At 54.6% G+C, this 26,656-nt stretch carries 28 protein-coding genes, 1 tRNA gene and 1 pseudogene; 15 read left to right on the forward strand and 15 right to left on the reverse strand.

Going from position 1 to position 26,656, the window contains the following annotated elements; all coding sequences use genetic code 11:
- Window positions 1–59: 59 nt before the first annotated feature.
- Entirely contained in the window at window positions 60–608 is a 549-nt protein-coding gene (locus tag PGR79_RS06335; protein ID WP_015369827.1) for a fimbrial protein, read from the reverse strand.
- 645 nt (window positions 609–1,253) lie between these two features.
- Here PGR79_RS06335 and PGR79_RS06340 point away from each other — a divergent pair.
- A complete protein-coding gene (locus PGR79_RS06340; protein ID WP_113373006.1) occupies window positions 1,254–2,042 on the forward strand; it encodes a winged helix-turn-helix domain-containing protein in 789 nt (262 codons plus the stop codon).
- A 1-nt stretch (window position 2,043) separates the two neighbouring features.
- A complete protein-coding gene (locus tag PGR79_RS06345) occupies window positions 2,044–2,562 on the forward strand; it encodes a hypothetical protein (protein ID WP_045391971.1) in 519 nt (172 codons plus the stop codon).
- Between the two features lie 96 nt (window positions 2,563–2,658).
- Here PGR79_RS06345 and PGR79_RS06350 read toward each other — a convergent pair.
- Window positions 2,659–3,012: pseudogene (locus PGR79_RS06350) on the reverse strand (DEAD/DEAH box helicase); the annotation flags it as partial.
- 201 nt (window positions 3,013–3,213) lie between these two features.
- Here PGR79_RS06350 and PGR79_RS06355 point away from each other — a divergent pair.
- Window positions 3,214–4,023 (forward strand): DUF4225 domain-containing protein, encoded by an 810-nt coding sequence (locus PGR79_RS06355; RefSeq protein WP_113373008.1) that lies wholly within the window; start codon window positions 3,214–3,216, stop codon window positions 4,021–4,023.
- On the opposite strand, the gene PGR79_RS06360 is transcribed toward PGR79_RS06355, so the two are convergent.
- The 4 genes from PGR79_RS06360 to PGR79_RS06375 all read right to left on the reverse strand — a co-directional run bounded on the left by PGR79_RS06360 (window position 4,020) and on the right by PGR79_RS06375 (window position 6,816).
- A complete protein-coding gene (locus PGR79_RS06360; RefSeq protein ID WP_113373009.1) occupies window positions 4,020–4,334 on the reverse strand; it encodes a hypothetical protein in 315 nt (104 codons plus the stop codon). The two genes, PGR79_RS06355 and PGR79_RS06360, sit on opposite strands and share 4 nt — an antisense overlap.
- A gap of 606 nt (window positions 4,335–4,940) precedes the next feature.
- A tRNA-Gly gene (locus tag PGR79_RS06365) sits at window positions 4,941–5,014 on the reverse strand.
- An 80-nt stretch (window positions 5,015–5,094) separates the two neighbouring features.
- Window positions 5,095–5,814, reverse strand: a complete 720-nt coding sequence (gene actS / locus PGR79_RS06370) for an amidase activator ActS (RefSeq protein WP_087859745.1) — start codon at window positions 5,812–5,814, stop codon at window positions 5,095–5,097.
- An 87-nt stretch (window positions 5,815–5,901) separates the two neighbouring features.
- The gene (locus PGR79_RS06375) at window positions 5,902–6,816 is read right to left on the reverse strand and encodes a LysR family transcriptional regulator (protein ID WP_101705733.1); all 915 of its coding nucleotides are present in this window, start codon (window positions 6,814–6,816) and stop codon (window positions 5,902–5,904) included.
- A 211-nt stretch (window positions 6,817–7,027) separates the two neighbouring features.
- Here PGR79_RS06375 and PGR79_RS06380 point away from each other — a divergent pair, with 211 nt between their 5' ends.
- The 4 genes from PGR79_RS06380 to idi are packed head-to-tail and all read left to right on the forward strand — an operon-like array spanning window position 7,028 to window position 10,448.
- A complete protein-coding gene (locus tag PGR79_RS06380) occupies window positions 7,028–8,521 on the forward strand; it encodes a UbiD family decarboxylase (RefSeq protein WP_015369801.1) in 1,494 nt (497 codons plus the stop codon).
- 11 nt (window positions 8,522–8,532) lie between these two features.
- Window positions 8,533–9,111, forward strand: a complete 579-nt coding sequence (locus PGR79_RS06385; protein ID WP_045359429.1) for a UbiX family flavin prenyltransferase — start codon at window positions 8,533–8,535, stop codon at window positions 9,109–9,111.
- Between the two features lie 12 nt (window positions 9,112–9,123).
- Window positions 9,124–9,840: a DUF554 domain-containing protein gene (locus PGR79_RS06390; protein WP_004144724.1), complete on the forward strand. Its 717-nt coding sequence runs from the start codon at window positions 9,124–9,126 to the stop codon at window positions 9,838–9,840.
- Between the two features lie 53 nt (window positions 9,841–9,893).
- Entirely contained in the window at window positions 9,894–10,448 is a 555-nt protein-coding gene (gene idi / locus PGR79_RS06395) for an isopentenyl-diphosphate Delta-isomerase (RefSeq protein WP_087859747.1), read from the forward strand.
- A 106-nt stretch (window positions 10,449–10,554) separates the two neighbouring features.
- On the opposite strand, the gene lysS is transcribed toward idi, so the two are convergent.
- From lysS to xerD, 5 genes are all read right to left on the reverse strand, one after another.
- The gene (gene lysS, locus PGR79_RS06400; RefSeq protein ID WP_015369798.1) at window positions 10,555–12,072 is read right to left on the reverse strand and encodes a lysine--tRNA ligase; all 1,518 of its coding nucleotides are present in this window, start codon (window positions 12,070–12,072) and stop codon (window positions 10,555–10,557) included.
- A gap of 9 nt (window positions 12,073–12,081) precedes the next feature.
- A protein-coding gene (gene prfB / locus PGR79_RS06405; RefSeq protein ID WP_108418699.1) for a peptide chain release factor 2 occupies window positions 12,082–13,180 on the reverse strand; the annotation gives its coding sequence in 2 pieces (ribosomal slippage) (window positions 12,082–13,104 and window positions 13,106–13,180; 1,098 coding nt in all).
- 85 nt (window positions 13,181–13,265) lie between these two features.
- Window positions 13,266–14,999 (reverse strand): single-stranded-DNA-specific exonuclease RecJ, encoded by a 1,734-nt coding sequence (gene recJ / locus PGR79_RS06410; RefSeq protein WP_101743525.1) that lies wholly within the window; start codon window positions 14,997–14,999, stop codon window positions 13,266–13,268.
- A gap of 5 nt (window positions 15,000–15,004) precedes the next feature.
- Entirely contained in the window at window positions 15,005–15,718 is a 714-nt protein-coding gene (gene dsbC / locus PGR79_RS06415) for a bifunctional protein-disulfide isomerase/oxidoreductase DsbC (protein WP_032715786.1), read from the reverse strand.
- Between the two features lie 22 nt (window positions 15,719–15,740).
- Window positions 15,741–16,637 (reverse strand): site-specific tyrosine recombinase XerD, encoded by an 897-nt coding sequence (xerD, locus tag PGR79_RS06420; protein ID WP_113373021.1) that lies wholly within the window; start codon window positions 16,635–16,637, stop codon window positions 15,741–15,743.
- A gap of 100 nt (window positions 16,638–16,737) precedes the next feature.
- On the opposite strand from xerD, the gene fldB reads away from it, so the two are divergent.
- Window positions 16,738–17,259, forward strand: a complete 522-nt coding sequence (gene fldB / locus PGR79_RS06425; protein WP_015369793.1) for a flavodoxin FldB — start codon at window positions 16,738–16,740, stop codon at window positions 17,257–17,259.
- A gap of 7 nt (window positions 17,260–17,266) precedes the next feature.
- Here fldB and PGR79_RS06430 read toward each other — a convergent pair whose 3' ends face one another.
- On the reverse strand, window positions 17,267–17,677 hold the full coding sequence (locus PGR79_RS06430; RefSeq protein WP_015369792.1) for a protein YgfX: 411 nt from the start codon (window positions 17,675–17,677) through the stop codon (window positions 17,267–17,269).
- Window positions 17,658–17,924 (reverse strand): FAD assembly factor SdhE, encoded by a 267-nt coding sequence (gene sdhE / locus PGR79_RS06435; RefSeq protein ID WP_015369791.1) that lies wholly within the window; start codon window positions 17,922–17,924, stop codon window positions 17,658–17,660. The genes PGR79_RS06430 and sdhE overlap by 20 nt, the downstream gene beginning before the upstream one ends.
- A 223-nt stretch (window positions 17,925–18,147) precedes the next feature.
- Here sdhE and ygfZ point away from each other — a divergent pair, with 223 nt between their 5' ends.
- The gene (gene ygfZ / locus PGR79_RS06440) at window positions 18,148–19,131 is read left to right on the forward strand and encodes a tRNA-modifying protein YgfZ (protein WP_087859750.1); all 984 of its coding nucleotides are present in this window, start codon (window positions 18,148–18,150) and stop codon (window positions 19,129–19,131) included.
- A gap of 306 nt (window positions 19,132–19,437) precedes the next feature.
- Here ygfZ and trhA read toward each other — a convergent pair whose 3' ends face one another.
- Together trhA and yqfB are read right to left on the reverse strand one after the other, a co-directional pair.
- Entirely contained in the window at window positions 19,438–20,097 is a 660-nt protein-coding gene (gene trhA, locus PGR79_RS06445; protein ID WP_008806429.1) for a PAQR family membrane homeostasis protein TrhA, read from the reverse strand.
- Window positions 20,098–20,261: 164 nt separating this feature from the next.
- Window positions 20,262–20,573 carry a N(4)-acetylcytidine aminohydrolase gene (gene yqfB, locus PGR79_RS06450; protein ID WP_316424748.1) on the reverse strand — a complete coding sequence of 104 codons (312 nt, stop codon included), beginning with the start codon at window positions 20,571–20,573 and terminating at the stop codon, window positions 20,262–20,264.
- Between the two features lie 50 nt (window positions 20,574–20,623).
- On the opposite strand from yqfB, the gene PGR79_RS06455 reads away from it, so the two are divergent.
- The 6 genes from PGR79_RS06455 (at window position 20,624) to PGR79_RS06480 (ending at window position 26,554) form a co-directional block, all read left to right on the forward strand.
- Window positions 20,624–21,352, forward strand: coding sequence for a MurR/RpiR family transcriptional regulator (locus PGR79_RS06455; protein ID WP_087859751.1), 729 nt, complete (start codon window positions 20,624–20,626; stop codon window positions 21,350–21,352).
- 119 nt (window positions 21,353–21,471) lie between these two features.
- On the forward strand, window positions 21,472–22,905 hold the full coding sequence (bglA, locus tag PGR79_RS06460) for a 6-phospho-beta-glucosidase BglA (RefSeq protein WP_087859752.1): 1,434 nt from the start codon (window positions 21,472–21,474) through the stop codon (window positions 22,903–22,905).
- 124 nt (window positions 22,906–23,029) lie between these two features.
- Window positions 23,030–23,389, forward strand: coding sequence for a copper resistance protein (locus PGR79_RS06465; RefSeq protein ID WP_015369786.1), 360 nt, complete (start codon window positions 23,030–23,032; stop codon window positions 23,387–23,389).
- 49 nt (window positions 23,390–23,438) lie between these two features.
- Complete coding sequence (locus tag PGR79_RS06470) at window positions 23,439–25,448, forward strand: protein-disulfide reductase DsbD family protein (RefSeq protein ID WP_087859753.1); 2,010 nt, start codon at window positions 23,439–23,441, stop codon at window positions 25,446–25,448.
- A 1-nt stretch (window position 25,449) separates the two neighbouring features.
- The gene (locus tag PGR79_RS06475; RefSeq protein WP_430921282.1) at window positions 25,450–26,061 is read left to right on the forward strand and encodes a DsbA family protein; all 612 of its coding nucleotides are present in this window, start codon (window positions 25,450–25,452) and stop codon (window positions 26,059–26,061) included.
- Window positions 26,051–26,554, forward strand: a complete 504-nt coding sequence (locus tag PGR79_RS06480; protein ID WP_430921284.1) for a protein disulfide oxidoreductase — start codon at window positions 26,051–26,053, stop codon at window positions 26,552–26,554. The genes PGR79_RS06475 and PGR79_RS06480 overlap by 11 nt, the downstream gene beginning before the upstream one ends.
- Window positions 26,555–26,656 lie beyond the last annotated feature (102 nt).

The raw sequence follows: 26,656 nt of genomic DNA on the forward strand, positions 1-26,656 counted from the left end.
CCTTTCAGTTATTCGCAGGAAGGGTTAAGCAGGCGCGTTAATGCGCCCGCTGCAGATCGTTACTGATAATCAATCTGGAAATTAACGGTAGATTCAAAATCACCCGGAGTTACCGCTGCAGATGCGTTGTTTGCCTGCAGGTAAGCGACGAAATCAATGTCGGTTTCGCCATCGGTAATGTTGACCTGAGAGGCAGCTTTACCCCACTCAACATCCTGGTTGCCGCTGTCAACCATACCGATGCCTGCGCCCTTGGCGGTACCAGAGGTGAAGGCGGCTAGCGCGTTGTTGTCTGCATCAATCGTTGCCGGGGTATAAGTCACGGTAGCGGTTTTTGCGACAGTCGTATCGCAACCCTGCAGAACGATTTTGGCATGTTTAACGCCAGCACGTTGGTTGTCTTTTAACTGAGAGGTTGGGATCTCGCCAAAATTCACCTGCACCGGGCTGGATTCTGGCGCCAGACCACATGCGGAATTAACGAGAGAACCGGTGAAGTGGATTTTACCGTTAGTCGGTTCAACATTTTTTGCAGCGAAAGCAGAAGATGCAGTAAAAGTCATTCCCGCCATCAGCGCACAGGCCACAGCCACGTTTTTCATTTTCATATTACTACTTAACCTTATATCTGTGTTTTGGTTATTTCGACGATCTATTTCCACAGACAATTCCTGTCCGGGAAAGCCCGATCTCGCGGTGGCGGCAGCGCATATCCTTGCAAACAATCCATCTCAAGCCGCACCGTATTTTGAAGTTCATTGGTATTCCATCAGAAATACCGTCCACAGTCGTTTACGCTGTTTCGGGGCTTATATTAAGTCGACGAAAAATTGACACAATGCCAAAATACGGAATCAATCAAACTCAGGAAATCGTGTTGCTTTCCCGCCTGCAGATCGATCTTTTACCTAAAAATCAGCCAAAAAACATGCAACCAACAGTGTTAATGTCTATTATTTATAGTTTTTATAGAGTTTTTAACTATCAACTATTTTTTAATTTAGAACAGATAACTGGCAGAATATATTTATAAAATATTTTTAAAAATTGAAAGGGATACCAAAAGTGAGTGCTGACAATAAGATAGTGAAAGAAAGGAAGGAGAATGAATGATGACATAAAGAATATTAAAATATTGTTATGTAAATGATAATAAAGCGATCTATGGCACAACCTCTTTTTATAAATGAATTATGTTATGCTGTTGCTTCCCCCACTCGAATGCGAGATATCCTGCTTTAAAGGAGACATCAGTGATTTCTCATATACCAATAAACAAAATTAAATCCGTAATTATTGGTGATGGTTTAGTTTTCAGACCACTTAAAAATACCCTAAAAGACGTGGCATCTGGTGAAATAGCTACATTGAATAATGTGGCCACACAATTACTGCTCTATTTGTTGCAAAATGGTAAAGAGATATCTTCGCGCGATGAAATTCTGCTGAATGTTTTTCAGCAGAATGGCGCCAGGGCGACGGATGCGAATCTTAACCAGCACATTTCATTTTTGCGTAAAGCCATTACGTCAACAGGTCATCCTGCAGAACTCATCGTTACCATTCCTCGTATTGGATTTCGGATGGGCGACGTCAATATCAATATTCAGCAAATGGAAGAAGCGCAAACGGCCGCCAGAGTTGCCTATGTTGCATCGACGCCGAGGAGAAAGAAACCAAACCGGTGGCCTGTCGCTATCACAGCGTTAATTACCAGCATCGCCGTGCTGGCGACAGCGTGGTTAACATGGATACCCAATCATATCGCCATGACAGACGCGGCTATCTTGCGCACCATCGACTACGAGCAATGCCGTGTACATATATTAGGAAATGCCCTCACAGACACGATAAGTGAAAAGAAAGCGCTGGATATTTTCAAGTCCGTGGGGATTAGCCCCAACTGCTCGCACCCTAAAGATCTGTATCTTAATACCTGGGCGAGCAACCATAACCTGGTTGATTGGTCGTTTGCCGCTGAATGCGGCCTCAACCTCGGCTATTACCATTGCATCAGCCAGTATCACCATCATGAGGAATGATATGAAGCAGGAAAGCGATCACTCTTTTTTACTCTGGTCAGTCGTAATCGTCATTATTGGGCTGGCAGCAATCGCTTATTTGATTATCACTGGGAATGCTAAAAAACAAGAAATCAGTTTTTCCTGCTCCTCGGAATTCACGTCGATACTCGACATCCAGAATACCAAAAAGGAACTCCACGGAATCATGCTGATTACCAGCTACAACTCCGGGCACCTTTCATTATCAGTGCAAGGAAAGCTCAAAAGCGATGACGGCGAGTTTGCTGTAAACCGAAAATTGTTCTTTCGGTATGCTCGTCCGCTTGGACATACTGCCGGCGTTTTCATGCTCACTCCCGAGGGACGCGAAAAATCCCCCGATGATGAAGCAACGGACGCTGTCGATTACCTCTTCTTCGACGCTTACGAACGTGCCGACAAGCTGTATATGTTAAAGCGGCTGAATGAGGAAACGGTTCTTATTGGCGATAACTTTTCACCCCGCTTTGCCTGCGTAATGAATCACTTTGCGGATTAATCACCTTCTGGATATGCGTCGGGTTAAGGATGACCTGATGTATCTCTCTGAATCGCCACGGATGATCGGTCATAGAGTCAGCGCCCAGCTTTAGCAGATTCTTTTCAGGATGGAATCATCGCAAATCAGGAACTCGCGGCAGGCTTTGAGAAAAGCATTCTGTCCGGTTGTCGATTCGGGGACGGCGTGCTCGCGCGGTTTCAATGTGGCATCGTCCAGGCGAACGCCGGGGAAGTCTGGCGGCAGTGGCTCAACATAACGAGCAGGCTCTTTATTTAGCCATTGCTCAGTCTCTGCGCGGCAGGTGTGGGTCTTACGGCCAATTCCGTTCGCCTCTTTCCATTCACGAAACGACATAACAGAATCGTCAGCGTTAAAGTAAAACTCTTCGGTCTGCGTATTAAACGCAGCCTGTACTAGCTTCCGCTTGATGGGGCATTGCTTATTACGCTAGTGACGCGCTCGCAGTCCTGCCCGTACTCCAGGACGTTTGAAACGTCGGACAATGAAAAATAGAGAATTACCATGTGGAGTCTCAGAGTTTGATTATGTGTTCGTTCCGCTAAAATCAGACGTTGGGAAAGCATTTCCTGTTGTCTTCGACCTTACTGCACGTAAAATGACCAGACACATTTTGGGAAGGAGTCTTTAATGGATATTGCGCTGCTCAACAGGGGCTGGAACAGAACATGGTCAGATACCATGGTGAATCTTGAAGCCCGGAAACTCGTCGAAACAGCAAACCGGTTGTCAGCATTCTATTTGCAAGATGGTCTTACACGAATCAAGTTTGTCGAAGAGATAAGGCAGGTCGTAGAGAAAGAATTTGAAACAGCACGACGAGCTAAAACCGATGAAGAATGCATTGCATGCATCAAGAATCTGCGTGTCGAAACAGATAATCTGCAAGAACAAGAACGCCTGTTAAGAACCAGAGCCGCCCAACTTTATGCAAAGGTCGAGTTTGTCAGGGAAAACAATAAAATCGTCGGTTATGTTATATCCGCTGTAAATGTGGTGCTATCAGGCGTGGTTCTCTTTGGTGGCTTTATGATGTTATCCACTATGGGGCCGATTGGTATGCTGGCTGGGGCAGTCCTGATTGCCGATGGAATGAACGGATTAACGAAAGAAGTGCTCAACTTTGATCAGCCAGCAGGACATAAACCCTCGCAAGGCATCATTGCTGACTCCGCGATGCATACGGCCCAGTTCATGGGATTTAATCCTAACACGGGCCTGGCTCTCTATAATGGTGTTACTCTTGGTGCCAGTGTGTACAGCATTGTAGGTCTCGCTCGAAAAACTGGAGCCTGGAGATTATTCCGTTGGCTTCCACACGATTACTATCGCAAAGTCAGCACAATGAACACTCCTAAGCTAACAATGAAGATTGTCGGGTATGGTGTTAAAGCAAAAGTGATTTTCGATCTATTGACAACAGAAAATGGAACCAGTTAATCCTTGATAGTTTTTCGGTAACGCCAGGATTTATAGGAAATTACCGGCGGCTGTGCAAAGAACATAATGGCAGCCCCAAAGATCATCGCCAGCCCCCATGCAAATGCTCTATCAGGTGAGCTGAAGACGATAAGTAGCAGTAGGATTAAGGCACACACAGCCACCACTCCCGCCAAGGTAACAAATCGCCTGGCGAGGTCATTTATGGCCTCTCCAAGCGTTCCTCCATATTTTTCAATATTGCTTTTTATCTTCTGCAATTCAGGCTGCGTAAACCCTGAACGTAACAAAGCCTCATCAGTCACTTTCATATCGTCTCGTCCCTTATCTTCCAGAAGTGCTTTCCCAATCGCTGATTGTGCAAGCAATCATACTGATGAATTTTACAGCAATCCACATGATGTTTATGCAATGTATCAGATTTCAGACAATAGAAGCCATAACGCCCCGTTAGTGGTACAAGCAACAAGCGTAGCGACTTCATCAGGCCAACCTGGTTGGTTTAGCTTTGCGAAAGTCATCAGTGATCAAATCAGATTGTCAGAAGGATCACACCTTATCAGGGTGCTCGTGTATCTTTCGGAGCGTGAGCGAAGCGCTGGCAGAACCTGCATATCGTGTGCAGGTACGTTTACCACTATTCACCTGTTTACGCAGCCACAAGGCCACACATCGGGCTTAAATGCGTGTGATCAATCTGTTCGGGAGTTATGCCAGGTATGCGGCTTTTTGTTCGTTGTTGTACTGTCGCAGTATGAACGATGGAACGACTGCCAGTGTGAAGATATGCTCCCCTGTACCACAGACCAATCACGCGACAGGTGCGGGCGTAGTACAATGGGTAGTTTAAGTTGTACCTGTAAAGCAGAGCAACGTAACTGACTGAATAATCTAACTTATTGATTATTAATAAGATTTGGAGCGGGCGAAGGGAATCGAACCCTCGTATAGAGCTTGGGAAGCTCTCGTTCTACCATTGAACTACGCCCGCGAAGAGGTGCGAAAAGCATTATAGACCTTACGCACCCTGTGGCAAGCCCGGATTGGGCTAACTGCTGATAAAATAACCTTTTAGCACTTAGGCTTACTGCCTTGCGGCGGCAGATAACGCAGCGGGTCGATGGCCGTGGCACGATAGCGAATCTGGAAATGCAGCCGTACGGAATCGGCGTCCGTACTGCCCATGGTCGCAATCTGCTGGCCAATCTTCACGCTCTGGCCGTTATTAACCATCATCTTATCGTTATGCGCATACGCGGTGATGTAATCCTCGTTATGCTTAATCATGATCAGGTTGCCGTAGCCGCGCAGCTGATTGCCGACGTAGACAACCTTACCGGAGCCGGCGGCGTAAACCGGCTGGCCGCGGGTACCGGCGATATCAATACCTTTATTGCCGCCATCGCGGGTGGAGTACGGCATCACCACCTTACCGCTGGTCGGCCAGCGCCAGCAGCGCTGCCCCACCGGCGGCCATGAGGACTGCGGCACCGCCGATGATGGCGTTACGGAGGCTGTGCGGGTGCTGGAGGATTTTTTCCCGGCGGTACTGCTTTTTGCTTTCGAACCGCCGTTAAGTTTCAGCTTCTGTCCGACTTCAATAGTGTATGGCGGAGAGATGTTATTCAAGCGCGCCAGATCGCGTACGCTGGTGCCAGTGCTACGGGAGATCGCATACAGCGTATCGCCGCGCTTCACGGTATAGGTGGAACCAGAATCGGATGTACTGGAACAGCCGGCTAATACCAGGCTACCAAGCAGCATCATCGCGATATAAAAGCGTGTTTTCATCAGGCGTCCTGCACTCAACGGTTTCTCATCTCGGCGTCATGGGCGAATATCATACCAGCCCGATGGACGATCCCCAATGTTCTACGCTTATTCTACGACCTCTACTCCCTTCGGCGCGTTAAATGGATAACCTCCGGCGATAATATCCATCAACGCCGGGAGATACGACATTGACGGTAATTTCACCAGCGCCGGATAAAATATCTGCGGCGAGGGGAAGACATCAACCACATAGCAATGAGGCAGTTTTTCAGCATTCACTTCCGAGGATGGCAACAACGTCGCCGCTTCCAGTCCGCCCTCCAGCCAGTCGAGGATCACCCCTGGTTGGGTAATATGCATAATCACCTTCGCACTGACGCCGGATTTACGAAACAGATCCATCAGCATCTCATAGGTGCCGGAATCTTTCGCCCGGTGAAGCAGCACCAACGGCATCTTCGCCAGCGCGTTATAATCGAAGGGATTAGACGGCGGCTGCGGCAGACATTTTTTATTAATGACGGCTACCAATTTTATCGGGTCAAAGGAGACATAATCGAAACCCTCACTACGGTAGGGCCGCTGTATTAAGGCCAGGTCGATAGCGCCTTCATTTAATAACGTTTCCAGATGACTTGAATCGGTCACCGAGATATTTATTGCCGTTTCTGGATTTCGCCGATAGAGCTCCATTAATAAAGGCTGAAAATAGTTTTGATAAAGATGAGTTAAGCCAACGCGCACTTCCGCACGGGTCTTTTGCGCAATATCGGCCGTTTCCCTGGCGGTATCTTCCACCTGGCGTAATATTTCACAACCCTTACGATAAAGAAAATAGCCTGCTTCCGTTGGTTCAATACGGTTGCCGCGGCGTTCAAAAAGCGACACCTGCAGCTCTTCTTCCAGCTCCTGTATCCGCTTACTGAGCGGCGGCTGCGCCATGTTGAGCGATTTCGCCGCCTGGCTAACCGAGCCATGTTCGACCACCCGGCAAAAATAGCGTAAGCGTTTCAGATCCATTATCTAACCCCTCTTTATCTGCAGGTCAGTATTGCACTAATGGAATCAAATAAAAAGCCGCGGCAATCCCTCCATTTTAATTAATCATTTCTTAACAGCTTTTTAAATTAAACCTTTTTGATCTACTGACCATCCGGTAAACGGTATTTGTTTAATTAATCGAACAAAAATATTGTGCGGTTAGCAAAATTGCTTTCCCAAAGGAACACTCATGGCACACTCAGATAAAAAAGCGCCGTCGTCGGTGCATGATTTACGCTCTGCCCTGGCGCTATTAAAAACGCTACCTGGCGAATATGTTGAAACCGATACCGAAGTCGATCCCCACGCCGAGCTCTCCGGCGTTTATCGCTACGTGGGCGCCGGCGGTACCTGCCAGCGTCCGACGCGTAAGAACGGCCCGGTGATGGTATTCAACAACATTAAGGGCTTCAACGACATCAGCGTAGCCATCGGGCTGAACGGTTCACGCCAGCGCGTCAGCCAGTTCCTGCAGTGTGAACCGGCGAAACTGGGCCACCTATTGAAAGACTCCGTTGAAAATGCCATTGCCCCGACCATGGTGCAGGGCGCGGCAGTATGCCAGGAAGTGGTGCACCTCGCCAGCGATGATGATTTCGATCTACGCAAGCTGCTGCCTGCGCCAACCAACACCGAAGAAGACGCTGGCCCGTATATCACCATGGGCCTGTGCTATGCCTCCGACCCGCAAACCGGTGAATCCGATATCACCATTCATCGTCTGTGCGTACAGAGCCGCGATGAACTCTCAATGTGGCTGACGCCGGGCCGCCATATCGATGCCTTCCGCATGAAGGCGGAAGCGGCGGGACAGCCGCTGCCGATCTCGATTAGTATCGGCGTGGACCCGGCTATCGAAATCGCCGCCTGCTTTGAACCGCCGACCACCCCGCTGGGCTTTGATGAGCTAAGTATCGCCGGCGCGCTGCGCGGCCATCCGGTGGAGATGGTGCAGTGTAAAACCATTAATGAAAAAGCCATCGCCCACGCTGAAATCGTTATCGAAGGCGAACTGCTGCCGAACGTACGCGTGCGTGAAGATCAAAACACCAATACCGGCCGCGCCATGCCGGAGTTCCCTGGCTATACCGGCGAAGCCAAAGAGGCGATTCCGGTCATTAAAGTTAAAGCGGTTACCCATCGTATCAACCCCATCTGGCGCACCACCGTCGGGCCAGGCGAAGAACATGTCAACATGGCCGGGATCCCGACCGAAGCCAGTATTCTCGATATGGTAGAACGCGCCATGCCGGGCAAATTGCTCAACGTCTTCGCCCACTCGGCAGGCGGCGGCAAGCTGCTCGCGGTGCTGCAATTCAAAAAGTCGTCTCCAGCCGATGAAGGCCGCCAGCGCCAGGCTGCGCTACTGGCGTTCTCCGCCTTCCCGGAACTCAAACACGTTATTCTGGTAGATGAAGATGTTGATATTTTCGATAGCGACGACGTGCTATGGGCGATGCAAACCCGTTACCAGGGCGATGTCGATACCGTGGTGATCCCTGGCGTACGCTGCCATCCGCTCGACCCGTCGCAGGTGCCGGAATACAGCCCCAGCATTCTGCAGCAGGGAATGTCGTGTAAAACCATTTTCGACTGCACCGTACCGTTCCATCTGAAGCACAACTTTGAGCGCTCTAAGTTCAAAGCGGTTGATGTAAAACGTTTCCTGCCGGATTTCGAATAAGGGCAAATACCATGACACCACGCATCATCATTGGCATTAGCGGCGCTTCCGGATTCCAGTACGGCGTCAAAGCGCTGGAGCTTCTGCGGCCGCAGGCGGTAGAAGTGCACCTTGTGGTCTCCAAAGGCGCGGAAAAGACCTGCGAGCTGGAAACGGACTACCGCTTAGACGAAGTGATGGCGCTGGCTGACGTGGTACACCCTATCAACCATCTGGGCGCATCTATCTCCAGCGGATCGTTTAAAACGCTGGGGATGTTAGTCGCCCCCTGCTCAATGCGGTCATTGGGCGCTATCGCCCACTGTCTCACCGATAATCTGCTCACCCGCGCGGCGGACGTGGTGCTGAAGGAACGCCGTCGGCTGGTGTTGTTAGCGCGCGAGACCCCGCTCAACCTCGGCCATATACGCAATATGGCGGCGGTTACCGAGATGGGCGGCATCATCTTTCCACCGGTTCCGGCGCTCTATCAACGCCCGCAAAGCGCAGATGACATTATTACCCATAGCGTGAACCGCGCGCTCGACCTCTTTGACCTTGAGGTCAATAACATCCCGCGCTGGGGTGAAGGCGCGCTGCATTACGCGTAACAGGAACTCGCAATGTTAATTGGTCCATATGTAAATGGTTCCGCCGTGATTATCGGCGGATTGATCGGCGCAATGGCCGGAGGCAAACTTCCGGAACGCGTCAAAACCGCGCTACCGATGACCTTTGGTCTCTGTTCGGTTGGCCTGGGCATCACCCTGGTGCTGAAGGTGAAATATATGCCGGCGGTAGTGCTGGCAATGGTACTCGGCGCTTTCCTCGGCGAACTGCTGCATCTGGAAAAACGCATCGGCAGCGCGGCGGGTTCAACACGTGGCTTGATTAATAAAGTTTTGCCGCCCGTTCAGGGGTTAGGTCATGAAGAATTCACCGAAAAATTCGTCGCTATCCTGGTGCTGTTTTGCGCCAGCGGTACCGGTATTTTCGGCGCCATGACCGAAGGTATGAGCGGCGATCCGTCGATCCTCTACATTAAAACGATCCTCGATCTGTTCACCGCCGGGATATTCGCAACCCTGCTGGGCTACGCGGTGATGACCATCGCTATCCCGCAGATCGTTATTCAGGTGGCGCTGGCGATGCTGGCGGTGTTTATTCTGCCGATGATCACCCCGTCAATGATGGCGGATTTCTCCTGCGCCGGTGGATTGCTGATGGTAGCGACCGGGTTACGCATCTGTAACATCAAGCTTTTCCCTGTCGCCAACATGCTACCAGGGCTTGTTTTGGTAATGCCTTTCTCCCATTTATGGGCTACCCTAGTGGCCTGAGTACATGACCCGGCGGGTTTGTGCCGGGTCATTTATTTTTTTCAGGAGTCGTCATGGCCGGGGAACACGTCATTTTGCTGGATGAGCAAGATAAACCCACAGGTATGCTGGAGAAGTATGCCGCCCACACGCTCGATACCCCTTTGCATCTCGCATTTTCCTGCTGGTTGTTCAATGAGCAAGGCCAGTTCCTGGTCACGCGCCGTTCGCTTAGCAAAAAAGCCTGGCCCGGCGTGTGGACTAACTCGGTGTGCGGACATCCGCAACAGGGCGAGACCTTCGAGCAGGCCGTCACCCGGCGCTGCCGCTTCGAACTGGGCGTCGAGATCGCTGATATTGCCCCCGTCCATCCGGCCTTCCGCTACCGCGCCGTCGCACCGAATGGCATCGTCGAAAACGAAGTGTGCCCGGTTTTTGCCGCACGCGTGGTCAGCGAGCTGCAACCGAATGATGATGAAGTAATGGGTTATCAGTGGGTTGAGCTGACGGAAATGTTAAGCGCGCTGGCCGCTACCCCGTGGGCCTTTAGCCCGTGGATGGTACTGGAAGCCCAAAACAAAAACGCGCGTCAGGCGTTAATAGACTTTGTCGCGCGTTTACGTGCGTAACCGCGAGTGACGAGCATTAAAGACCCAGGCTACGCCAGCGACGAACCTTGACATCAGACATAAAAAAACCCGGCAAGCCGGGTTTTTTACTTTTCGCGAGAAGCGATTATTTCTGCGGACGCATCGCCGGGAACAGAATAACGTCGCGGATGGTGTGGCTGTTAGTGAACAGCATCACCATACGGTCGATACCGATGCCCAGACCGGCGGTCGGCGGCAGGCCGTGTTCCAGCGCGGTGACATAGTCTTCGTCGTAGAACATCGCTTCGTCGTCACCGGCGGCTTTCGCATCAACCTGATCCTGGAAGCGCTGCGCCTGATCTTCGGCGTCGTTCAGCTCGCTAAAGCCGTTACCGATTTCGCGGCCGCCGATGAAGAATTCAAAGCGGTCGGTGATTTCCGGGTTCACGTCGTTACGACGGGCCAGCGGAGAGACTTCTGCCGGGTATTCGGTGATGAAGGTCGGCTGGATCAGATGCGCTTCCGCCACTTCTTCGAAGATCTCGGTCACGATACGGCCCAGACCCCAGCTCTTCTCAACTTTGATGCCGATAGACTCAGCGATCGCTTTCGCGGAATCGAAGTTATCCAGATCCGCCATCTCGGTTTCTGGACGGTATTTCTTGATGGCTTCACGCATGGTCAGTTTTTCGAACGGTTTGCCGAAATCGAAAGTCTGATCGCCGTAAGGCACGGCAGTATTACCGAGGATGTCCTGCGCCAGAGTACGGAACAGGGATTCGGTCAGCTCAATCAGATCTTTATAATCCGCATACGCCATATAGAGTTCCATCATGGTGAACTCTGGGTTGTGGCGAACGGAGATCCCTTCGTTACGGAAGTTACGGTTGATTTCGAAAACGCGTTCGAAGCCGCCAACCACCAGACGCTTGAGGTACAGTTCCGGCGCGATACGCAGGTACATGTCCAGATCCAGCGCGTTATGATGGGTGATGAACGGACGCGCGGAAGCGCCGCCTGGGATCACCTGCATCATCGGGGTTTCCACTTCCATAAAGCCGCGGCCAACCATGAACTGACGGATGCCAGCCAGGATCTGCGAACGTACTTTGAAAGTGTTACGGGATTCGTCGTTGGAGATCAGATCGAGGTAACGCTGACGGTAGCGCGCTTCCTGATCCTGCAGGCCGTGGAATTTGTCCGGCAGCGGGCGCAGGGCTTTGGTCAGCAGACGCAGCTCGGTGCAGTGGATGGACAGCTCGCCGGTTTTGGTTTTGAACAGCTTACCGCGGGCGGCGATGATGTCGCCGAGATCCCATTTTTTGAACTGATCGTTGTAGACGCCTTCCGCCAGGTCATCGCGGGCGACGTACAGCTGAATGCGGCCGCCGACATCCTGCAGGGTAACGAAAGACGCTTTACCCATGATACGACGGGTCATCATGCGGCCAGCAACGGCCACTTCGACATTCAGCGCTTCCAGCTCTTCGTTTTCTTTGGCATCGAAGTCAGCGTGCAGTTGGTCAGAGGTATGGTCACGACGGAAATCGTTCGGGAATGCGACGCCCTGCTCACGCAGCGCAGCCAGCTTCTCACGACGGGTTTTCAGTTCATTATTAAGGTCAATTGCCGCGTCAGCGCCCTGTGCTTGTTGTTCAGACATGTTGGTTCCTCATAACCCTGCTTTCAAACTTGCTTCGATAAATTGGTCCAGGCTGCCATCGAGCACCGCCTGAGTGTTGCGGGTTTCCACCCCGGTGCGCAGATCTTTAATACGCGAGTCGTCCAGCACGTAAGAGCGGATCTGGCTGCCCCAGCCGATGTCGGATTTGTTATCTTCCATCACCTGCTTCTCGGCATTTTTCTTCTGCATTTCCAGCTCATAAAGCTTCGCTTTCATCTGCTTCATGGCCTGGTCTTTGTTCTTGTGCTGCGAACGGTCGTTCTGACACTGCGTCACCAACCCGGTCGGGATGTGAGTAATACGCACCGCGGATTCCGTACGGTTAACGTGCTGACCACCGGCGCCGGAGGCGCGGTATACGTCGATACGCAGGTCGGCCGGGTTAATTTCGATATCGATATCGTCATCAACTTCCGGATAAACGAACGCCGAGCTAAAGGAGGTATGACGGCGGCCGCCGGAATCGAACGGGCTCTTACGCACCAGGCGGTGAACGCCGGTTTCAGTACGCAGCCAGCCGTAGGCGTAATCGCCCATGATTTTGATGGTCACGGATTTAATGCCCGCGACTTCACCTTCGGATTCTTCGATGATTTCGGTCTTAAAGCCGCGCGCTTCCGCCCAACGCAGGTACATGCGCATCAGCATGCTGGCCCAGTCCTGGGCTTCGGTGCCGCCGGAACCGGCCTGAATATCAAGATAGCAGTCGGCGCTGTCATATTCGCCGGAGAACATGCGGCGGAACTCAAGCTGCGCCAGCTTCTCTTCCAGCCCGTCCAGCTCGGCAACCGCTTCGTTGAAGGTCTCTTCGTCTTCGGCTTCTACCGCCAGCTCCAGCAGTCCGGCGACATCTTCCAGACCCTGGGTCATCTGATCCAGCGTTTCGACGATAGCTTCCAGGGAAGAACGTTCTTTACCCAGCGCCTGTGCGCGCTCAGGTTCGTTCCAGACGTCCGGCTGTTCCAGCTCGGCGTTTACTTCTTCGAGACGCTCTTTCTTCGCATCGTAGTCAAAGATACCCCCTAAGAACGTCGGAGCGCTCCGTGAGGTCCTGAATGCGGTTTTTTACCGGATTTATTTCAAACATGGTCGGTTTCTTTTAATGGATTTGTCAAAATGCGGTGATAAGAGCGGAATTCTACCGGATTCGCGCCCTTATTAATACACTGTTGTCAATTTGGCCAGAGGTGATCGATGATCAGCTGCAGGCTACGGTTGCCGCGGAACTCGTTGATGTCGAGCTTGTAGGCTAACTGTACTTCACGCACGCCGTTATCCGGCCAAATGGAAGTATCGATGTTGAAGGCAATACCGTCCAGCAGCGGCCCGCCGTCAACCGGTTCGACCATCACTTTCAGGTGACGCTCGCCCACCAGCCGCTGCTGCAGCAGGCGGAAACGGCCATCAAACAGCGGTTCCGGAAACATCTGTCCCCATGGCCCGGCATCGCGCAGCATCTGCGCCACTTCCATGCTCATCTCCGCCGCCGCCAGCGGGCCATCGGAAACCACCTCGCCCTGCAATAATGCGGGATCCAGCCACTCGGTCACCAGCTCGCCGAAGCGCTGTTGAAACTCCTCAAAACGCGCCTCTTCCAGCGATAAGCCCGCCGCCATCGCGTGGCCGCCAAACTTCAGGATTAACCCAGGATAAAGCGTATCAAGGCGCTCCAGCGCATCGCGCATGTGCAGCCCCTGAATAGAGCGGCCAGAACCTTTGAGCGTGCCGTCGCCGGTAGGCGCAAAAGCGATAACCGGGCGATGGAAGCGCTCTTTAATCCGTGATGCCAGGATGCCGACCACCCCCTGATGCCATTGCGGATGGTACATCGCCAGCCCGCCGGGCAGGGTGTCGCTACTGCGTTCCAGCTGCTGACACAGAGTCAGCGCTTCGGCCTGCATCCCCTGCTCAATCTCTTTACGCGTTTGATTGAGCGCATCGAGCTCGTTGGCCAGCACCCGCGCCTCGCCGATGTTATCGCACAGCAGCAGCGCGACGCCGACGGACATATCATCCAGCCGCCCCGCAGCATTCAGGCGCGGCCCGAGGGCGAAACCCAGATCGCTGGCGGCAAGCTTTTGCGGATCGCGGTTGGAAATTTCCAGCAGCGCTTTAATGCCTGGCCGACATTTTCCGGCGCGAATGCGGCTTAACCCCTGCCAGGTCAGGATGCGGTTGTTGGCATCCAGCGGCACGACGTCCGCAACGGTGCCCAGCGCCACTAAATCCAGCAGCTCGGCAAGGTTTGGCGCGGCGATACCGCGGGCCTCGAACCAGCCGTTATCTCGCAGGAAAGTACGCAGCGCCAGCATCAGATAAAACGCCACCCCAACCCCGGCCAGCGATTTTGACGGGAAGTCGCAATCGCGCAGGTTAGGGTTAACGATAGCTTCCGCCGCCGGCAGCGTATCCCCCGGTAGATGGTGATCGGTCACCAGCACCGGGATGCCGAGCGCATGGGCATGATCGACGCCGCTATGCGATGAAATACCGTTATCGACGGTCATGATCATCTGCGCGCCGCGCGCGTGCGCCTGATCGACCACTTCCGGGCTTAAGCCGTAGCCGTCTTCAAAACGGTTCGGCACCAGATAGGAGACGTTGCCGTAGCCCAGCGCGCGTAGCGCCAGCACGCTAAGGGCGGTACTGGTGGCGCCATCGGCGTCAAAATCGCCGACCACCACAATATGTAGCCCTTTCTGGAAAGCGTCATGCAGCATCTCAACGGCCTTTTCAACGCCGGTAAGCTGCGTCCATGGCAACATGCCTTTGACGCCGCGTTCCAGCTCCTGCGCGCTGCGCACGCCGCGGCTGGCATACAGCCGCTGCAGCAGCGGCGGCAGGTCGGCGGGAAGGTCGACGCCGTCAACCGCCTCGCGGCGGCGTAGTTGTATCTGTTGTTTCACGCGAATCAGTTACCGCTTGTCTGTTTTTGATGCTCGTCGAGGAAAGCTTTAAGCTCTTTCGGCCCCTGATAACCTGGCAGCACCATGCCGTTGCTGAGGACCATCGCCGGGGTACCGTTGACGCCCATCTGTACGCCAAGCGTGTAGTGTTTAGCGATATCCACATTGCAGCTCGCCGGCTGTACGCCCTTACCGTTCATGGCGTCATCCAGCGCTTTATTGCGATCTTTCGCACACCAGATAGCTTTCATATCCTGCTCGGCCTGGCTTTGCAGCCCCTGGCGCGGGAAGGCCAGATAGCGCACGGTGATCCCCAGCGCGTTATAGTCGCTCATCTGCTCGTGCAGTTTATGGCAGTAGCCGCAGGTGATGTCGGTAAAGACGGTAATGACATGCTGCTCCTTCGGCGCTTTATAGACAATCATCTCTTTGGTTAAGGCGTTCAGCTTGCCGACCAGCAACTGGTTGGTGACGTTAACCGGCTGCGCGCCGCTGACGTCGTACATCGGTCCCTGAATAATGTGTTTACCATCGTCAGTGACGTACAGCACGCCGCTGTCGGTAAGCACCGTGCTCATCCCGGAAACCGGCGACGGTTGAATATCGGTGCTCTGCACACCCAGTTTCGCCAGCGACTGTTTGATCGCCGCGCTATCGGCATGCGCCGCGCCGGAGAGCGAGGCCGCCAGCAGGGTGAACATCAATAAACCTTTTTTCATACTCAGTCCTTTTATTCAGCGCTCACGCCCGCGGGTGATGCTGTTGATGAAGTTGTCGTAAACGTTCGGTCGCCACGTGGGTGTAGATCTGCGTGGTGGAGAGATCGCTGTGTCCTAACAGCATCTGCACCACGCGTAAATCGGCGCCATGGTTGAGCAAATGCGTGGCGAACGCATGACGCAAGACGTGCGGGGAGAGCTTCGCGCTGTCGATCCCCGCCAGTACGGCATAGTGTTTAATGCGGTGCCAGAAGGTCTGGCGCGTCATCTGCTGCGCGCGCTGGCTGGGGAAAAGCACATCCGAAGCCACGCCGTTCAGCAGCCACGGGCGGCCGTATTCAAGGTAATTTTCTACCCATGACACCGCCTCTTCGCCCAGCGGTACCAGCCGCTCTTTGTTGCCTTTACCAATGACCCGCAGTACGCCCTGTCGCAGGCTGATATCGCTCATCGTCAGGCCGACCAACTCCGAGACGCGCAGACCGGTGGCATACAGCACTTCCAGCATCGCCTTATCGCGCAACTCCAGCGGCTGCTCCACCAGCGGCGCCTGCAGCAAACGCTCAACCTGCGCCTCGCTGAGATCTTTCGGCAGCCGCTGGGGCAGCTTCGGCGAAGCCAGCAGCGCGCTGGGATCGTCCGGGCGGATTTTCTCCCGGTACAGATGCTGGAAGAACCGGCGCACGGCGCTAAGCAGCCGTGCGGTACTGGTCGCTTTGTAGCCGCCGGTTTGCCGCTCGGCCAGCAGCGCCTGTAAATCGTCGCTGCCGACGCTCGCCAGCGACAGCCCGCGATGATGCAGCCACTCCACGAGCATCGTCAAATCGCGACGATAGGCGCTGAGCGTGTTCTCCGCCAGATTACGCTCCAGCCAAAGGGCATCGAGAAACTGTTCAATTTGTGCCAGATCCTGTTTCACATCGGCCTCTTTGTTCGTTATACACCCTCATTATGCCTTAAGAGGCCGCCTTTCTGGTACACTGGGCGCAATTCACGGCAAGAATTGAGACGTTTACGCGATGAATATAGGTCTTTTTTACGGCTCCAGTACCTGCTACACCGAAATGGCCGCGGAAAAAATCCGCGATATCATCGGCCCCGAGCTGGTGACGCTGCATAATCTGAAAGATGACTCCCCCGCGCTGATGAGCCAGTACGATGTGCTGATCCTCGGCATCCCGACCTGGGATTTCGGCGAAATTCAGGAAGACTGGGAAGCGGTCTGGGAACAGCTCGACGCCTTAGATCTGAATGGCAAAATCGTCGCGCTGTACGGCATGGGCGATCAGCTTGGTTACGGCGAATGGTTCCTTGACGCACTGGGGATGCTGCACGATAAGCTGGCGACCAAAGGCGTGAAGTTTGTCGGCTACTGGCCAACCGAGGGCTATGAGTTCACCAGCCCGAAACCGGTTATCGCCGATGGCCAATTGTTTGTCGGCCTGGCGCTGGATGAAACCAATCAATACGACCTGAGCGATGAGCGCATCCAGAACTGGTGCGAGCAGATCCTCGGCGAAATGGCGGAGCACTTCGCCTGACCCATAATTAGTCGTGCGCCGGCTTTTGCAGCACCAGCCGGCGCAAATCCCGCCATTCTCCCGCATCCATGCTATCCGCCGCCACCCACAAATGCTGGCTACGACCGGTTTCCGCATGCTTCAGGCGCAGCAGCATACCGCTGCTGATAACCCATGGCGTCCCGACGATATCCCATTCCGTTTTTTGCCACCGTAAACGGGAATCGATCAACAGCTTAATTTCTCCCTGGCAGGCGTGGATCCGCCGCTGGCTGCGCACGCAGTCAAACACCACCAGCGATAGCAACAGGAGCCAAATCGGGGTGTAGCTTAACGGCCAGGGCATGAGCAGCACTATCGCCGCCACCACCCCGTGCAGCAGCAGCGAGAACCACTGCGAACGCCAGGAAATACGTAAATCAGATTGCCACAGGACCACGTTCCCGATTCCGAGTCTGGATTAAATTAATCATCCGTTGTAATTGTGCATCTGCCGGCTTGCCGTGATTCATCAGCCAGTTAAACAGATCCGGATCATCGTTCTCCAGCAAACGGATGAACAGACGCTTATCGTCATCGCTGAGCGTGTCGTACTCATACTCGAAAAACGGCATGATGGAGATATCGAGTTCGCGCATACCGCGGCGGCATGCCCAGTGGATGCGAGCTTTGTTGTTAATGTCCATGTTGTCCTTCCAGCATCAAGATATAGCTTAGTTTAACCCTTTTTAGGCACTTACTTTACAGTAATATCGCCTTGTGCGAGCAGCATTCCATAAAAGCCCAACATCCGGTTGGCTATTCACCGCATCCGGAGGGCACAAATGGCTTGCCGAAAGCGCTTGCATTGCACCATAGCTCTTTTACCATTAGTCATTCACTCTGCGTTAAGCTATTCAGGATATGACTATGGCTTTTACACCTTTTCCTCCGCGTCAGCCTTCTTCTTCCGCTCGTCTGCCGTTAACGCTGATGACGCTGGATGATTGGGCGCTGGCGACGATTACCGGTCCGGATGGCGAGAAGTATCTGCAGGGGCAGATCACCGCCGATGTCAGCCATTTAACCGCCGATCGGCATCTGCTTGCCGCGCACTGTGATGCCAAAGGCAAAATGTGGAGCAACCTGCGCGTCTTCCACCGCGACGGCGGTTTCGCGTGGATTGAGCGCCGCAGCCTGCGCGAAGCGCAGCTGACCGAACTGAAAAAATATGCCGTCTTCTCCAAAGTCACCATCGCCGCAAACGACGATCTGGTCCTGCTGGGCGTTGCCGGTTTCCAGGCGCGCGCCGCGCTGGCTCCATTGTTCGCCGCGCTGCCGGACGCTGGTAAACCGGTGGTCACCGAAGGCGTGACCAGCCTGCTGTGGTTTGAACACCCTGCCGAACGCTTCCTGCTGGTGACCGATGCCGACACCGCCAACCGGGTGACGGACGCGCTGCGCGGCGAAGCGCAACTTAACAACAGTCAGCAGTGGCTGGCGCTGAACATCGAGGCCGGTCTGCCGGTTATCGACAGCGTAAACAGCGCGCAGTTCATTCCGCAGGCGACCAACCTGCAGGCGTTGGGCGGTATCAGCTTCAAGAAAGGCTGCTACACCGGCCAGGAAATGGTCGCCCGGGCGAAATTCCGCGGCGCCAATAAACGCGCGTTGTGGACGCTGGCGGGTACCGCCAGCCGGGTGCCGGAAGCCGGGGAAGATCTGGAGCTGAAAATGGGCGACAACTGGCGCCGCACCGGTACGGTGCTGGCAGCCGTACAGTTGGATGACGGAAGCCTGATGGTCCAGGTGGTGATGAATAACGATATGGAACCGGACAGCGTGTTCCGCGTGCGTGACGATGCCGGCAGCCTGAGCATCAAGCCATTGCCGTATTCGCTGGAAGAAGATTAAGGAACAGTTCCCGGCTTGCGGCGCTTGCGCCTCAGCCGGGCTACCAGGCCGCAGAATATTGTAGCCACGGTAAGCGCAGCGCCACCGTGGAATTTACAGGCCGCAGAGCATCGTAGCCACGGTAAGCGCAGCGCCACCGTGGAATTTCCAGGCCGCAGAATATCGTCACCACGGTAAGCGTAGCGCCACCGTGGAATTTCCAGACCGCAGAATATCGTAGCCACGGTAAGCGCAGCGCCACCGTGGAATTTCCAGGCCGCAGAATATCGTAGCCACGGTAAGCGCAGCGCCACCGTGGAAGTTTAATCAGGACTGGCCGACGTAAAGATAAATCGCCAGGAAATGACACACGCTGCCGCCGAGCACGAAGCCGTGCCAGATAGCGTGGTTATAAGGAATACGTTTGCAGACGTAGAAGATGACCCCCAGCGAGTACACCACCCCGCCAACCGCCAGCAACGTTACGCCGCCCACCGCCAGCTTCACCGCCAGTTGATAGACTACGATAAGCGACAGCCAGCCCATCGTCAGATAGGTCACCAGCGACAAAATTTTAAAGCGGTGCGCGATAGTCAGCTTAAACAGGATCCCCAGTAGCGCCAGGCTCCAGATGACAATCATCAACCCCTTTGCCAGCGGCGAATTCAATCCCACCAGCAAAAATGGCGTGTAGGTTCCGGCAATCAGCAAGTAGATGGCGCAGTGGTCGAATTTCTTCAGCCACTGTTTCGCCCGCTGATGCGGGATAGCGTGATAGAGCGTGGAAGCGAGGAACAGCATAATCATACTGCCGCCGTACAGGCTGTAGCTGGTGATCGCCGTCGCGCTGGCGTTCGTGTCTACCGCCTGCACCAGCAGCAACACAAGGCCGACAATACCGAACACCAGCCCGATCCCGTGACTGATGCTGTTGGCAACTTCCTCTGCCAGAGAATATCCCTGAGTGATTAATGGTTTGCGAACCATATTTTGACTCCGTGAAAACAAGAACGCTTTCATTGCCCACTTAGGTTAACTGAGAATGATTCCAGTGAACACCTGTTAGCTAAAATAAAACGATGTATATTTGTAAACACATTAAAATCATAGTGTTACAATAATATTTCAACTAACAGTTGTGCTGGTTTTATTTAAAGACGTTTGAATTCAATAACATAAAACCGATCTTCCGCAGGATAGATTTCATTGATGACCTGCCGCAGTTGTTCGAGGGTCATATTCTCCTGTTGAGCATGCTGTTCAGTTAGCGTGTCGAGGGTCACCGTCGAGGTCGCGGTAACGGCGATAGTGCAGAAGTAGCCGTCATCTTCATAGCGTCCGACGCGCAGCACGTCACCGGGCTTAAAGTGCGACTCCGCCGCATCGCGAATGGTGATCGTTTTGCGCCCGGCGAGGATGTCGTCCTGAAAACGCTGAAAAAAGGTAATGTCATTAGCCTGCATGATATAATTCCGTCCTGGTCTTTATGAATTGTGAGTTCGCCACTGTGAGTATGTTCTCCCACGCCGCTGTCGCTAGTCTCAATAATCTTGAGATGATGGTCTACCACTACGTCATTAAGAATCGTGACAAAGTGATGTACATGACTATTCGCGAACTGGCCGAGGCCGCCGGGGTCTCCACCACCACCGTGTTGCGCTTCTGCCGCAAACTGCAGTGCGAGGGCTACTCTGAATTTCGCGTACGTTTTAAATTATATCTTGAGCAGAATGAGCCTCAACAGGCAAATATCGGCGCCAGCGAAATAATGAGCTTTTTTAAAAGCGTCAATAATGACGAGTTCGATCAATTGCTCGAACAGGCCGTCGATATTATTCTGTCCTCCGAACGTATTATTTTCGTCGGCGCCGGTACCTCTGGCGCACTGGCGAAATATGGCGCTCGCTTCTTTTCCAACGTCGGGAAATTCAGCAACCATATTGACGATCCTTATTTCCCGGTCACCAATGACATGGCCCGCAATGCGCTGGCGATTGTGCTTTCCGTCTCCGGCGAAACCGAAGAGATTCTTCGCTTTGCCAGCCAGTTCAGTCTGCATCACTGCAAGGTGATGTCGATTACCAGCCATGAGCATTCGCGGCTGGCAAAACTGGCTGATTTCAATCTCTCCTGGCACGTGCCGCAAACGCGCATCGGCGGCGTTTACGATATTACAACGCAGATCCCGGTGATATATATTCTCGAAACCCTGGGGCGTAAATTAGCGCGCAAAATCGGCTAAAAATAACAGCCTGTTTTTCCGATGTAACATATTACCTTTAGCGGAATTTGTTATATCGTGACATTCAATTTCGCTTTGCTAGACTCAATCGCAATAGTTATTCATAGAGATTAGCAAAGATGAAAAAATTGACTCTTCCAAAAGACTTTTTGTGGGGCGGCGCTGTCGCCGCGCATCAGGTTGAAGGCGGCTGGAATAAAGGCGGCAAAGGCCCCAGCATCTGCGACGTTTTAACCGGCGGGGCGCACGGCGTGCCGCGCGAAATCACCCAACAGGTCGAGGCAGGTAAATATTACCCTAATCATGAAGCGGTTGATTTTTACGGCCACTACAAAGAAGACATCAAACTGTTCGCCGAGATGGGTTTCAAATGCTTCCGCACCTCTATTGCCTGGACCCGCATCTTCCCGCAGGGCGACGAAACTCAGCCGAATGAAGAAGGGTTGAAATTCTACGATGACATGTTTGATGAACTGCTGAAGTACAACATCGAGCCGGTGATCACCCTTTCCCACTTTGAAATGCCGCTGCATCTGGTCCAGCATTATGGCGGTTGGACCAACCGTAAAGTGGTCGATTTCTTTGTGCGCTTCGCCGAAGTCGTCTTTGAGCGCTATAAGCACAAAGTGAAATACTGGATGACCTTTAACGAGATCAATAACCAGCGTAACTGGCGCGCGCCGCTGTTCGGCTACTGCTGTTCCGGCGTGGTCTATACCGAGCATGAAAACCCGGAAGAGACCATGTACCAGGTGCTGCATCACCAGTTCGTCGCCAGCGCGCTGGCGGTGAAAGCGGCGCGGCGCATCAACCCGGAAATGCAGGTCGGCTGCATGCTGGCAATGGTCGCCCTCTACCCTTACTCCTGCAAACCGGAAGATGTCATGTTTGCCCAGGAGTCGATGCGCGAACGCTATGTCTTTACCGATGTCCAGCTGCGCGGTTACTACCCGAGCTATGTGTTGAATGAATGGGAACGCCGCGGCTTCAACATCAAGATGGAAGACGGCGACGCGCAGATCCTGCGTGAAGGCACCTGCGCCTATCTCGGCTTCAGCTACTACATGACCAACGCGGTGAAAGCCGAAGGCGGCACCGGCGATGCCATTTCCGGCTTCGAAGGTAGCGTGCCGAACCCGCACGTTAAAGCCTCCGACTGGGGCTGGCAGATTGACCCGGTTGGCCTGCGCTACGCCCTGTGCGAACTGTATGAGCGCTACCAGAAGCCGCTGTTTATCGTGGAAAACGGCTTTGGCGCCTACGACAAAGTAGAAGCCGACGGCAGCATCAACGATGACTACCGCATCGATTATCTGCGCGCCCACGTCGAAGAGATGATAAAAGCGGTGACTTATGACGGCGTTGATCTGATGGGTTATACCCCATGGGGCTGCATCGACTGCGTCTCCTTCACCACCGGCCAGTACAGCAAACGCTACGGCTTCATCTACGTCAATAAACACGACGACGGCACCGGCGACATGTCCCGCTCGCGCAAGAAGAGCTTTAACTGGTACAAAGAAGTCATCGCCAGCAACGGCGAGAATCTGTAATTAACCGCCCTCTCCCGGCCGGGAGGGGGCAAATCACTTATCCGCCAGACACTTCTTTACAGCTTTACCATTGCTAAAACGCGTTCGCCCGATAAGATAGGCCTCGTGAATATTTGAGGCGACCATGATTAAGCGACAACGCAAAGCCATTCTTCTTGTACTCCTTGCCTGCCTGGTGGTGCTGATCTGCACCGCCCAGAGAATGGCGGGGATGCATGCGTTGGTGATGAACGTCACGGCCGCCAGCCAATCCGCTCAACCTGGCCCAGATAATGCCGAGGCGCCGGTTTCCCCCTGCGAACTCAGCGCCAAGTCGCTGATGGCCGTTCCGCCGATGCTGTTTGAAGGGGCGCTATTAGCGATCGCTCTGCTGCTGGCGGTGCTGGCGGCCATCCCGCCGCGCATCGAGCGAATCTGGCCTCCCCGCGTCATTTCACCTCCCCGATTGCGGGTGCATCTACGATTATGCGTCTTCCGTGAGTGATTAATTCTCCTGACAGCTCAGGTTAATTTATTACTTACGGAGAAAATTTATGTTTATGGTATTCAGGCGACTGCTGGTCTGCCTGCTTTGGCTATGGCTGCCCGTCAGCCAGGCCGCCGATAGCGGCTGGCTGCATGTCGCCGACAATCAACACGCCAGCGTGCGCCTGCGGGCGCAAAGCGAAAGCAATGGCGACACCCGCCTGCTTTTAGACGTAGCGCTGGAAAAGGGCTGGAAAACCTACTGGCGTTCGCCGGGCGAAGGCGGCATCGCGCCGGCTATCACCTGGCGCACGCCGCTGGAGGTGAACTGGCGCTGGCCGACGCCGCAACGCTTCGACGTCGCGGGTATTTCCACTCAGGGGTATCACGGCGACGTTAGCTTCCCGATGACCCTGCGCGGCCAAATACCGCCGACGCTTAGCGGCGTACTGACGCTCTCTACCTGCAGCAATGTCTGTATTCTCACTGACTACCCCTTTTCGCTGGATATGACGGCTCCGGCGGGGGAGCAATTTAATTACGATTTCACCCGCGCGATGGGCACGCTGCCCCTGCGCGACGGTCTCACCTCGGCGCTTAGCGCCAGCTACGTCAGCGGTAAGCTGACGGTAACCGCCCGCCGCGATGCCGGTTGGCAGCAGCCAGCGCTGTTTATTGACAGCATGGAGGATGTCGATTTCGGCAAGCCGAGTTTTACCAGCCGCGGCGATACGTTGACTGCCACCGTACCGGTCACCGATAGCTGGGGCGAAGCGGCGCCGGAACTCAGCGGTAAGACGCTGTCGCTGGTGCTGGCCGATAGCGGTCAGGCGCAGGAAAGCCAAATCGCCATCGCCGCCGGCAGCGCCGCGCCGGGGCTGGCGTTAGGCTGGGTGCTGCTGATGGCGCTGGCCGGCGGGCTAATCCTCAATGTAATGCCGTGCGTGCTGCCGGTGCTGGCGATGAAACTCGGCTCGCTGGTGCAAACCGAACGTCGCGAACGCGGCGCGGTGCGGCGGCAGTTCCTCGCCTCGGTATGCGGGATCGTCGTCTCCTTCCTGGCGCTGGCGCTGATGATGACCGCGCTACGCTTAGGCAATCAGGCGCTCGGCTGGGGGATCCAGTTCCAGAACCCGTGGTTTATCGGCGCGATGGCGCTGGTGATGGTGCTGTTCAGCGCCAGTTTATTAGGGCTGTTCGAAATCCGTCTCTCCTCCAGCGCCAGTACCTTCCTCGCCACCCGCGGCGGCAACGGCTTAATGGGCCATTTCTGGCAGGGCGCCTTCGCCACCCTGCTGGCGACGCCCTGTACCGCGCCGTTCCTCGGTACCGCCGTTTCGGTGGCGCTAGTGGCGCCGCTGCCGCTGTTGTGGGGGATTTTCTTCGCCATGGGGATCGGCATGAGCCTGCCGTGGCTGCTTATCGTCGCCTGGCCGGGTCTGGCGCAACGACTTCCACGTCCAGGCCGCTGGATGAATCATCTGCGGGTGGTGCTGGGGTTGATGATGCTTGGCTCAGCGCTATGGCTGGTCAGCCTGTTGACGATCCACATCGGCCGTACGCCGGTGCTTACCCTGCTGGTGATTCTGGCCATCGTCCTGCTCCTGGCCACCGTCTGGCGCTACCGCTGGCGTACGGCGCTGCGAGCGGGCGCTCTGGCCATCGTGGTAGCGGGCGCCGTCGCCTTTGTCGCACAACAGGACGGCCAGGGCCCGCGTCGCGACCGGGTTAACTGGCAGCCGCTCAGCGAGCAGGCTATCGCTAACGCCCTGGCGGAGCATAAACGGGTATTTATTGATGTCACCGCCGACTGGTGCGTGACCTGTAAAGCCAATAAATACAACGTGCTGCTGCGCGACGACGTCCAGCAGGCGCTATCAGAACCAGACTTGGTCGCCTTACGTGGCGACTGGAGCCGCCCCTCCGCCGACATTAGTCAGTTTTTAACCGCTCGCGGCAGCGCCGCGGTGCCGTTTAACCAGATTTACGGACCGGGATTGCCGCAGGGACAGATTCTGCCTGCGCTGTTAGACCGCGAACAACTTCTCGCCACCCTGTCCGCCGCTAAAGGAAAATAACATGAGAGCTATCACCGCCTTATTGCTGCTGTGCGTATCGGCCTTCAGCTTCGCCGCCCCGGAGGAAGAACCACAATCGAACGGTAATGACCAGTTAGCCCAACTGCTGTTTAACGATCCGAATAGCCAGCGCACCGGCGCGAAAGCGCCGAAGCTCACGATCGTCTCGTTTACCGATTACAACTGCCCTTACTGCAAACAGTTTGATCCGATGCTGGAAAAAATCGTCCACGATAATCCGGACATCCAGCTCATCGTTAAGCTGCTGCCGTTTAAAGGGCAGAGTTCGGTGAATGCCGCTAAAGCCGCGCTCTCCACCTGGCGTCAGCAGCCCGATAAATTCTGGGCGCTGCATCAGCGGCTGATGGCGAAAAAAGGCTATCACGATGACGCCAGCATCGCCGCCGCGCAGAAGAAAACCGCCACCGATAGCGTGAATATTGATGACAAAACCATGGATTCGCTGAAGATGAACCTGATTTTGTCGCAGGTGCTGAATATTCAGGGCACCCCGGCGACCATCATCGGCGATCAGATGGTCGCCGGCGCGATCCCTGCTGAAGACCTGGAGGGGCTGGTGAAAGAGCAGCTGGCGAAAGCCCGTGGCCAGTAAACTCAGGCGCTGGCTACGCGAGCTGGCGGTGTGGCTGCTGATTGGCGCGGCGGTGAGCCTGGCGGTGGATTATTTTCGCCAGCCCACGCTGCCGCAAAACTTCAGCGCCACATCGCTGCAGACACGCGACGGCAGAACGCTGGATCTGAACGCCATGAGCCAGCAAAAGCCGCTGCTGCTGTACGTCTGGGCGACCTGGTGCGGAGTCTGTCGCTATACCACACCGTCGGTGGCATCGCTTGCCGCCGATGGCGGCAATGTGCTGACGGTAGCCCTGCGTTCCGGCGATAACGCCGCGCTGGAGAAGTGGCTGACCAGGAAGAAAATGGCGCTGCCGACGGTAAATGATCCGAGCGGCCAGCTGGCCCGGCAGTGGGATATCCAGGTGACGCCAACGCTGGTGTTCATTTCTCAAGGCGAGGTGAAGTCGGTTACCACCGGCTGGACCAGCAGTTGGGAAATGCGCCTTAGGCTATGGCTGGCCTCCTGGTAGACCGTCGGGTTACCCGGCTCGCGTTGTTGGGTAGCCCGGATAAGGCGTAGCCGCCATCCGGGAAGGTTTCCCCGGCTCGCGCTGCGCCGCCGGGCTATTGAA

It is taken from the genome of Klebsiella sp. 141161 (assembly GCF_050600815.1).
GTDB lineage: Bacteria > Pseudomonadota > Gammaproteobacteria > Enterobacterales > Enterobacteriaceae > Klebsiella > Klebsiella aerogenes.